8 protein-coding genes are annotated in these 10,412 nt (G+C 51.8%); 7 read left to right on the top strand and 1 reads right to left on the bottom strand.

Translation table 11 applies throughout. The features are described 5' to 3' along the window. Positions 1–1,262, bottom strand: a 1,262-nt coding sequence (locus AC2FEE_RS25195; RefSeq protein ID WP_496868163.1) for a hypothetical protein, incomplete at its 3' end; no start/stop codon positions are given. Between the two features lie 417 nt (positions 1,263–1,679). On the opposite strand from AC2FEE_RS25195, the gene dcm reads away from it, so the two are divergent. Genes dcm through AC2FEE_RS25160 form a run of 7 tightly spaced genes read left to right on the top strand, consistent with a single transcriptional unit; the run spans position 1,680 to position 10,165 of the window. Beyond that, positions 1,680–2,756, top strand: a complete 1,077-nt coding sequence (gene dcm, locus AC2FEE_RS25190; protein WP_496868162.1) for a DNA (cytosine-5-)-methyltransferase — start codon at positions 1,680–1,682, stop codon at positions 2,754–2,756. Next, positions 2,656–3,210, top strand: a complete 555-nt coding sequence (locus AC2FEE_RS25185; protein WP_496868161.1) for a very short patch repair endonuclease — start codon at positions 2,656–2,658, stop codon at positions 3,208–3,210. Before dcm ends, AC2FEE_RS25185 begins: the two co-directional genes overlap by 101 nt. Positions 3,211–3,239: 29 nt before the next feature. Then, positions 3,240–4,868, top strand: a complete 1,629-nt coding sequence (locus AC2FEE_RS25180) for an ATP-binding protein (RefSeq protein ID WP_496868160.1) — start codon at positions 3,240–3,242, stop codon at positions 4,866–4,868. Between the two features lie 9 nt (positions 4,869–4,877). Then, complete coding sequence (locus tag AC2FEE_RS25175) at positions 4,878–5,693, top strand: HNH endonuclease (RefSeq protein WP_496868159.1); 816 nt, start codon at positions 4,878–4,880, stop codon at positions 5,691–5,693. Further along, positions 5,686–7,509, top strand: a complete 1,824-nt coding sequence (locus tag AC2FEE_RS25170) for a DEAD/DEAH box helicase (RefSeq protein WP_496868158.1) — start codon at positions 5,686–5,688, stop codon at positions 7,507–7,509. Before AC2FEE_RS25175 ends, AC2FEE_RS25170 begins: the two co-directional genes overlap by 8 nt. Beyond that, positions 7,506–7,937, top strand: coding sequence for an EcoRII N-terminal effector-binding domain-containing protein (locus AC2FEE_RS25165; protein WP_496868157.1), 432 nt, complete (start codon positions 7,506–7,508; stop codon positions 7,935–7,937). The genes AC2FEE_RS25170 and AC2FEE_RS25165 overlap by 4 nt, the downstream gene beginning before the upstream one ends. Further along, a complete protein-coding gene (locus AC2FEE_RS25160; protein ID WP_496868156.1) occupies positions 7,919–10,165 on the top strand; it encodes a DNA-directed RNA polymerase subunit alpha C-terminal domain-containing protein in 2,247 nt (748 codons plus the stop codon). Before AC2FEE_RS25165 ends, AC2FEE_RS25160 begins: the two co-directional genes overlap by 19 nt. Positions 10,166–10,412 lie beyond the last annotated feature (247 nt).

The raw sequence follows: 10,412 nt of genomic DNA, 5'->3' as shown, positions 1-10,412 counted from the left end.
ACATCAAGCATGACCTGTTGTGTAACATCGGCGGTGGAGGCAGGGACAAGTACGGCGTCATGGATGGGAAGTGCCGTACTACCCTGCTGACAAAGACGCACAAGGACCGACATCAGGATCTGGCTCTCCTTAAACTGACAACGATGACCGACGCCGGAGCCAAACGCAGCCTTGATGGCAGGGTGCGCGGCTTCGATAGCGCCGACGACTTCGCCGATCTTTACGTTCTTCGGAAAGAAGTGACGGGTCCCCTTCGGCATCCTCGTAACTGGACCGCGATTGAACATCATTGAACACATGACTTTCTTGATACCATCGCGGTGCCGCTCGAAACCCGGGATCGTATAAAGGTCTTCCATGGGAGGTTTGACGCCGCACATGGCGTAGACGAGCCGGGGCATGATTTGACCATAGTCCACCTCCAAGATCGCCTCGCCATCGATCAGCAGGGAACGCAAGCGATCTTGTTTGGGCATCGGCTGCCAGAAACCGCCGAACAAGCGCCCGCCACAATCAAATCGTCCCTGCGTAAAGACGCGACGCATTTGACGGTCAGTTAGGTCTACGTCATCGCGGGCGCCACCAACCACGCCCACGTTGGCACAGGCGAGCCAAGAATTGATCTGCTTCAGTTCTTCTCTCAGAGTTTGGGTCAGGTCAGTGTCGCTGTATTCAAGATAGCCACCGTCATCCCAGTAGTCGTGCCGAGGTCGCTTCAATACAATTGTCTCTCCCCCGGGAGCGATCTTGAAGTCCGTTTGTCGTAGATCGAGGCGCTCAATCAAGCTCAAGAGTTTAGGACCGGGCCGGATCACAGTGCGGCGGCGCATCCCGTCCTCAACGTCACCTCCAAGCTCTTGTCTGGCCATCGACAATGAGCTGGAGGCAAGTGCATCTAGTATGTTTCGGAGCTGCCGTGTGTTTGCCGGGTTATCATACCGGGTCTTAGTGGCAAGGTCCCGATTAGACCGCGATGCAAAAACGCCATTTCCACCCTCGCGCAATGCATTGATGGCGAGGTCGCAAACAACGGCCTGAGTTGCAGAGAAGAAGGTTTCTTGGTCGGCAGAACGTCGACGCCTTTTTCGTAGTCCGTGGCGGGTTTCGTAGCCCTCTATTTCGGTGGCGGTAGTGCAGACAAAAGCGGTCGCAATTTCAGTCGCTGGTTGCCTGAAGGGGTTGAAGGGGCGTTCGAGATTTCCTTCTTGCTCGCGGCAGCCTTCGAAGGTTGTGATCTTCGGGTGATACATCGTGTTTTCCATGGTTGGTAGTCCCGGTGGCGTTCTTCGCCTTTAAACGGAACTAAGGGAGTGCTTGGTCTAGGAGTGGCTTCTGCCGTCTCCGGCGATCACAAGCGATTACACTTTGCTCGACCGAAGTTGCCGGCCTCACAAAAGCTCTACTTGCGATGGTGTCACTTAATTCGGCTAATCGGGTGCCTATATGCTCTCTCTGCCACCGTCATAGGCGTCGAACACATAACGAGGTCGTGCACTTTGGCGTGTAGGCGCCCTCTTAGTAGGCCCCAGGCAGACACGGATTTCTAACATGGGAAAATACAATTGTAGTTGTCCGGAAGCACCAGCTGTCTCATAGTGCCAAGAAAAACCACGCGGCGCACATCGAGCAGGAATGGCTTCACGAGGTTTCAAGTTTGACTGGACCCAAAGGAAGCCAGAATGAGCAGCAACACACACCGCTTTCGCTTCATCGATCTTTTTGCGGGCATCGGAGGCCTTAGGATCGGGTTTGAAGCGATCGGTGGCGTCTGTGTCTTTACATCAGAATGGAACAAGTTCTCGCGAGAGACCTATAAGGCAAACTTTCCCGATGATGATCACGAAATTGCCGGTGACATTACTCTGATAGACGAGGCCAAAGTTCCAGAGCATGACGTTCTGCTGGCAGGTTTCCCATGCCAACCCTTTTCGATAGCAGGGGTATCAAAAAAGAACGCACTCGGAAGGGCTCACGGGTTCGCAGATGAAACTCAGGGCACACTGTTCTTCGATGTCGTGCGCATCCTAAGGCATCATCAACCCAGAGCCTTCTTGCTGGAAAATGTTAAGAACCTTCTCAGCCACGACAAGGGCAATACGATGCGTGTAATACTGCATGCGCTTGACGAGTTGGGTTACGAAGTCGACTACCGCGTGATCGATGCGCAAAATTGGGTGCCGCAACACCGGGAACGGATTTTCATCTCCGGTTTTCGTCGCGACATTCCAACAAATTTCACTATGGAGGATGTAGAAGTTCCTCTAGGTAGAAAGCACGTGCTGAGGGACATACTTCATCCGGAAGACGGCAGCGAAGTTGCAGAACCGCCGTTCACTGTCGGTCAGAATGCAAAGGTTGCGGACAAGTACACTCTGACACCGAAACTATGGGATTACCTCCAAAGGTATGCGGCAAAGCACAAAGCTGCGGGAAATGGTTTCGGATTTGGTCTTAGGGGACCCAATGACGTCGCCAGGACACTTTCGGCCCGGTACTATAAAGACGGATCGGAAATTCTTATCGAACAAGGTGACGGAATACCACGACGGCTGACGCCAAGAGAATGCGCTCGGCTGATGGGTTTTGATCGCACAGGAAGCAACCGTCCGTGGGTCATCCCGGTTTCTGACACCCAAGCTTATCGACAATTCGGGAATGCGGTCGCCGCACCGGTGGCCACCGCCGTTGCGTCAGCAATGGCACCTTGGCTTACAAACACTGTTGCGATTAGATCCAGGAAAGGTGGATGTGCCTAAATCTGCGGCGACAATGAGCAGGTCCGAGATGATGTCTCGGATTGGCTCCAAAGATACAAAGCCCGAGCTGGTTGTTAGGCGCGGTCTTCACGCTCTTGGATATCGCTATCGCCTGCACAATCGAGAACTGCCTGGGAAGCCGGACATTGTGTTTTCCAAATATCGAGCAGTGATCTTTGTCCACGGATGCTTCTGGCACGCTCATGAAAATTGCCAGTTCTTCAAGTTACCCAAGTCTAATGCGGCATTCTGGCAAGAAAAGCTACGGGGCAATCGCGATAGAGACCAGCTATCGCTAGTGAGACTTAAAGAAAGCGGGTGGCGGGTTATGATCGTTTGGGAATGCGCGACAAGGAAGCTTCCCACCGATAGGGTCATCGACACAGTTAGCAAATGGTTGCTATCGGATCGATCCTTTTTTGAATTGTCCGGAAACTCCGCGAAGGCAACATAAAGCAAATAAGAAAGTCGAGCATTTTAGAAATGATTGAAAATGAACTGATTAACGAACCCGATGCACCCAGACTTATCAACGGCCTTCGTGACACAGGCTATGATTTCCGAACGGCTTCCGCCGACATAATTGACAACTCAGTTGCTGCAGGCGCCGAGGCGATCAACGTAAGGATCGACCTGATGCAAGATGGCAGAAAGCTGGTGTACTTCGGCGACAATGGCACTGGAATGGATGCTGAAGGCGTCTTCAAGGCGATGCGGTATGGTGCTCCAGAACGCGACAACCCAGAAAGCCTAGGCAAATTTGGGCTCGGCCTGAAGACTGCCTCAAGCTCCGTTTGTAGAAAGTTCACGCTGATTTCGCGAAAATCACCGGATCTAGAATTGAATAAACTGGCTTGGGACCTTGATCACGTAGAGAGCTCAGGCAAGTGGGAGATGAGCAGAGAGCCTGTAACGCCCGATGACGAAGAAGTCTTCGAAGAGCTTTGTGGTGACGGCAGTGGCACACTTGTGATCTGGGCAAAATGCGACCGCATTCTAACCAAGAACTATGACGAGCCCGGGGGGGCCAAGGAAAAGGCGGCCATTGCTCGCCTCTCAACAAACCTTCAGAAACATGTCAGCGAAATCTACCATAGATTTCTGGATCGTAACGATAACCGCGAACGGGACATTTCTATCTCTGTCGACGGAATAGCAGTTGATCCATGGGATCCATTTTTCAAGGATCGCTCTGACCAAGTACTTGCTGCACAACAGCAAGCGATGGAAGTCCAAGTAGAGGACGGCAGTACTCATAACGCGTCTGTAGCGGCTTGGATTCTACCTCACAGCGACGATCTGAACGAGGACGAGAAATCAAGCGCTAGGATCACGAACAGGGGTCAGGGCTTCTATATCTACCGCGAGGGTAGGCTAATAAGTAGTGGCGGCTGGCTCAGCGTTTTCGGTGGTCTCGATCCGCATATGTCGTTGTTGCGAGTCGAGTTTGATTTTGGTTTCGAGTTGGACGAAGCGTTCCATATCGACGTCAAGAAATCGAGGGTTTTATTTGACCCTGCGCTTTCGGAATATCTCGAGAAACTTTTGGGCCCCGCACGTCGCGAGGCAAACCTCAGATACAGGAAAAAAACACAGCAGGCGGCTTCACAGGCAAAAGTGGATCATACATCCGCAAATCGAACCGTGGAGGCAACTAAAAACACCCGCCAGGCTTCAATCGAGGGCGCCGACCCAAACACCCAAAGTGCGGTAGTGTCCAACAATCGCGGACCAAAAATAAAGATCCGGCAAAAAGTTGAAAACAATGTCGATCCAGGAAGTTTGTACATTGAGGCTGTCGACACAATCACTTCTGGCGACCTATGGGAGCCTAGCTATAGAAGCGCGGGTGACGAGGGTCATGTGGGAGCGGTCTTGCTTAACAAACACCATGACTATTATCAAAAGATTTACCTTCGAGCAGCGACCAGCGGCTACTCGGTACAAGGAATGGACCTCCTGCTTTGGGCCTTTACGGCTGCGGAACAGAACAACACGAATGAAGAGCTTGACCCAATTTTTTCGGATATACGGGAAGAGATTTCATCCAACCTTAGGAAGCTACTGAGGGACATCGCTACGCCGACAAGCGACGATTTGGAAAGCTCGTAGTGCCTTATCATGTTGAAAGACCAAACAGCGTTAATTGAAGAGGAACTTCGAGAAGGGACAGGTGCTGCGATCGCATTGGGCGTCGTTTCAAATGGCGCACGATCAGGATTGGAGATTTGGTTTGAGGACTTGAAGAAACGCGCCGGACCAGTGATTGAGCTGCGCCCTCATGGCCTTCGAACACACGCAGTCAACTTGCGCTTTGGTAATTTTTCTCGCCAGACTTTGCAGCTAATCTCGGAAGCCCCGCTTGAGGACGTTCGGTTAGCACGTGCTTTGTTGGCTAGCGTCAGTGAACATTCAAGTTTGAGCATTCCGGGGCAAAATCCAGACAACTGGTTGATAAGGGACGGAAAATTTACCATTCATGCCTCACTGCGACATTCATCGGATTTGTCACAAGATGAGGCAATCGTATCTACATGCAGAGAGCTGATAGTTCCAATCATGGCGTCAATGGCAGAATTGATTGGCTATGACGAGGTAGACGACGATGTAGCAGATGGCGAGATGGAAGGAGCCATCTCATTTGCTCTCATCAAGCGGCGCGAGCGCAATCGGAGAAACCGTCTTCTCAGCCTTAGAATACACGGTTTCGTCTGCAAATGCTGTGGTCTGGATCCAAAGCAACGATACGGGGAAGCAGGCGGAATACTTGAAGTACATCATATCCAGCCGTTATCCAATCTATCTGTTCCGCGAGAATATGACCCAGCGCTGGATTTGGTTCCGCTTTGCCCGAATTGCCACAGAGCTATTCACACCAGAAAGCCTATTCCGTTTTCAGTCGAAGAATTGAGAGAGTCCTTGCAACACGATGAGTAGCGATCTGAAATCACTTCCGTCCAAATTTTCGGACCTGCCCGAGGTTTTGCCCGAGGGCATCAGGATGTCAGAACGGGTTGTCGAGCCGATGGCCATTATCGACAAAGAAGATGGGCGGCTCGTCGCAAAGTTGGCGGGACGTCGAATTGTTAAAGGCGAAGAACGTGTGGTCCTCGCGTTTGGCAACGAGTTCAACTGGATTCTCGATGATACAACAATAAGACCGTTGCCTTACGACGCCGTTGATGCTCTCGCCTCAGCCCTCCATCCAAACGACAATCAAGTTGTTGCGTACGATAGAGTATTGCAACAACTCAATGATGCGGACAGCGAGCTGAAGATAAGGACCACCGAGGCTGTGCTTCAGCCAGGATCAAGCGCTGCGCTTGACTTCTCCGAACATCTTGAGGTGCCAGGACTTCAGGCAACGCTTTATCCTTATCAAGCAAAGGGCATCGCTTGGATGAGGGAAACAGCAAATGCTCAAAGGGGCCTAATCCTTGCCGACGAGATGGGCCTCGGAAAAACACTACAGATCATCGCCTTATTGTTATTGGCCCCCCCTGATTCCGATGCCCCAGCATTGGTTGTTTGCCCCACAAGCCTTATCGCAAATTGGGTACGTGAGATTGAGAAATTTGCGCCTTCCCTCACCGTACTTGTGCATAGAGGCCCATATAGAACGGGCGTCTTTAGCGGCCTTCAAACTGCTCATGTGGTCATCACAACCTACGATACGATGGTAAACGACATTGCGATCTTCTCAGCATTTGAATGGTCGTGGGTTGTTTGTGACGAGGCACAGGCGATAAAGAACCCGGCTTCAGCGCGTAGAAAGGCAATCTCGACCATTCCCCGTGCTCGCACAGTGCCAATGACCGGAACGCCAGTTGAGAATAGCTTAGTCGATCTGTGGTCCTTGACCGATTTTGCGATACCTGGGTTGCTCGGAGACCTTGCCAGCTTTGAAGTCAACTACCCAGATGGGATTGAAACAGCATCTGAACTGGCGAGAGTTGTAGAACCGGTTATGCTAAAACGCCGGGTGGCTGAAGTCGCAGGCGACCTACCGGAACGCATAGACATCAAGATACCGCTGGAAATGGAGCCCGAGCTTGTTGACCATTATAACATGGTCCGTGAGGCCACTCTTGCAAGGTATCCGGTCGCGGGAGCGTTAGTGGCTACGTTGCAACTGCAGTTGGTTTGCGCTCATCCATGGCTCCGCTTGCAAGACGGTTCCAGCGACGAAGTGGAAAATGCAGAAATTATTCCTGCAGAGGCGCTTCCCCTAGTCAACTCCAAGATGGAAACTGCCGTTCGGCTAATACGAGTGGCATCTTCAGGTGGCAGAAAGATCCTTGTTTTTTCGCTTTTCAACCGGCTGGGAGATTTGTTGAAGACGGCAGCGCCGGAGCTTTCATGCGCATATTGGGGCGCCATCAACGGATCAACGCCGCAAGAAGAACGGCAAGGTATTATCGACGAGTTCTCCAGCCAGGAAGGCCCCGCGATATTGGTTCTCAACCCGAAGGCAGCAGGAGCGGGACTAAACATCACTGCCGCAACTGTTGTTGTTCACATGACCCCGGTTTGGAACCCGGCATTGGAAGCCCAAGCGAGCGCAAGGGCTCACCGTCGAGGACAGACCATGCCAGTTACGATCTATCATCTGTTCTACGAAAATACAGTGGAGAGGATCATGCTCGACCGTTCAGAGTGGAAGAATGAAATGGGAAATGAAATAGCGCCTATTGCGACTAGGGACAAAGAGGACCTTTCAAAAGCAATGCAAATCGATCCGAGCCAAAAATGACTACGGCGTTCCGAAAAGTGCTGAGCGCCAATGACGCAGGCGAAACGAAGAGCCACCAGGCTGGTATGCTAATCCCCAAAGGGGATAACGAGTTCAGGGATTTTTTGGGCTTCTTGGACCCGAGCGTTAAGAACCCAAGACGTACTATCAAGTGCGTCGATGAAGATGACCAGCCAATCGAGCTGCAATATATCTATTATAACAACAAGCTCCATGATGAACGTGGAACGCGAAATGAATATAGGCTCACGCACCTTACCGGGTATCTAAAGCGCAGAGGTGCAAAAGCTGGAGATGAGATTGAGCTGTCCAGAGCTGACGACCACTCCAATTTTCGCATTAGATTAGTGACGAACTCTCAATCAAATGAGTTGCCGTCCACGCTTCCCAATCGCGTTGTACTTCGTGGGTGGAGAAGGGTGCATTAGTGAATTCATTTTCAAAAACCGGCGATCCGAGAATATTCGAAATGGTCATACCGCCGAGGACAAGCCATCGTCACTTGCACCTAAACCTAGGAACGAGCTCGTACCTCGAAAGCAAGGGATGCCAAAATCTTGAAAGTCTTGAGGCAGCGCTTGCTGCGCCAGATTTCGACGAGGAGATAAGAGAAGAAGTTGTTGCCAGCCTCCGAAAACTCGTCGCCTCTGCAAAGCAAGAAAGCGTAGATTGGTTGGGGTACTATTCCCAGATTAACGGTGGGCTCAGAGAACTCTATTTCTTGTGTCCTGAACTTGACGGGCTGTCCGAAGACAATCCCGGTTTTGCCGTTAACCGGAGGTCTTTTGGTAACGCAGGAGCAATGTTCGAGCGAGCTGGATTGTCGACTTTTGGAGCGCTGCTGTCGGCATTACGAAGCGGTATTGATCAACCGCCAGCTGGCTTGGGCAGAATTAAGCAACAAGAATTCTTCAACCGACTGATTGCAATGGCAAACGGGCTGCGAGATGGTGAGCTGTCGCTGGACGTTCTGGCAAAACAATATCCCATAGACACAGCTTGCCCCGATGACGCCGCGAGCGACGGCACCAGTCGCTTTGATGCTTTGATGATTGAGGCAAGAAACCTTGCCATTAGCAACCTTCATCTTGGAGCTAAATCGAAAAAGCTAATCGAGGCAGGGTATGACACAGTGGGAAAGCTTGCTTCGGCCTCGAACTCAACGCTGCTCAACATCCCGGGAATGGGGAGGCGGAGCGTCGTCCGAATTGACAATGCGCTTTCAGCGATTTTGGCGGCTCAAGAAGACAATGGCACAATCAATTGGGACGAGTTTTGCGGTGCGATTGGGGTACGGCTGTTTCCCAAGAACGAGTATTCGTCTGACTTTGCCAATGTGCTTGGACGTCTTCCTGAGGTGCTCGGCGAAGCGTTCGGGACCTGCGAAAGCGTCGAGGACCATCTTATCCTCACAAAGCGAATTATGGCCGCACCCAAAGAGAGACTGACACTGGAGGCAGTCAGCGAGCTCTTTGAAGCCAAGGTCACCCGCGAAAGGGTTAGGCAGAAAGAGGCCAAGATACTTTCTCGGTTGGCAAGAGCCTTGGTAAACGATGACTACGCAAAGGCGCCGTACCGCTTCCGCAGAGAATTTACACAGCCTTGGAAGGTGGCGGCAGCATTCTTTTCAGCGCACGCGGACGACATATCGTTCAATGACTTTGTGCATGGGCTTGAAAAAGCGTGGAGCATTCCACGGCGCGACTTTGCGGCTGTCCTTCCTTTGATCACAGCTATCATCTCGGGCGAATTGCCATCCGGTGAAGACTTCCGCTCAGCCATACTGTTTGACACTTCTCACTTCAGAAAAGGAGAGTTTCCGGTCGCGAGGCTTCAGCTACGTATGTTGCAACTTAACAAGTCGGCGGCAGCAATGGGGCAGCAGGGGATCGGAACCGTTGACAGTTTTATCAGGGCCGTCACGACCGGGCGGATCGGCCTTTCAGATAGCTCTCACACGCGGAAAGTGCATGAAAACATTCGTTTACTGGCAAAGTGTACCGACCGCAATGGATTGGTGGATTGGTGGAGATATGCCGAACTGTCAGACGTTCCATTCTTACCGATCGAAGATGTAAATGATCCTCGTAAATTCCTCGACTGCATCATTCCGACATCTGTGAGTGTCCTCAATTCCAGACAGCTCTCTAGCCGTGCTGCGGCGATTTTTAGCGAGCGGACAGCAGTTCGCCTAGGGGATCGGCCTACGACTGAGGAACTCGCAGCTAGATTGGGAGGGCTCGGTGTCAGCATTAAGATGACTGAGACCAAATTGTTGAAGTTCCTTCGCGAAGTGTTCGTTGAGAAAAACTTGGCCATAGCCACCGTCCACCTTAGCGCGGCATTCTTGGAACAATGGTCCTTCGTGGAAGAATGCTTCCCTGCTTGGGAGCAGGACACGGACCGTGTTCTAGCAAGGCTGGCAGAAGGCTGGGGGCTGGATCACAGCGACGTGACCCCATCTATGCCAGCCATCGTCGCCATAATGACTGGATACCCGCTAGGGCGGTTGGGTCGTCGTCTCAGACTGCAAAAGGCGGAAGAGCACGAACCTATCTCCATCGATACAACGTCTGATCTCGAGCCCTTCGATGCGGAAGGTGATGAACCCGTCCCGCAGAGAATTGTGCTTCGAGGCTTCCGTCGACAGCATTAGGGCGCCGAGCCAACTTGGGGTTTTGGGGCAGTGCGTCTAGGTCTTTCGAATAGTGAACTCTAGAATTGCCGCCAACATGATACGGGTTCAGATTGCAACTCGACAAATCTTGGCAACGACCTTTCCATCGTCGCCTTGTTTGATGATGAACGCATTCTGTGCGTACGTGCACCTCGGTGCTTTTATCAACTTCGTTCCTTTTTCCAACCAAGAAGTCATAGCGGAAAACTCTAGCCACATATGACAG

The organism is Ruegeria sp. YTSC199 (assembly GCF_059609725.1).
The sequence above is the reverse complement of the archived record's forward strand: the minus strand, read 5'-3'. Positions and strand labels throughout refer to the sequence as shown.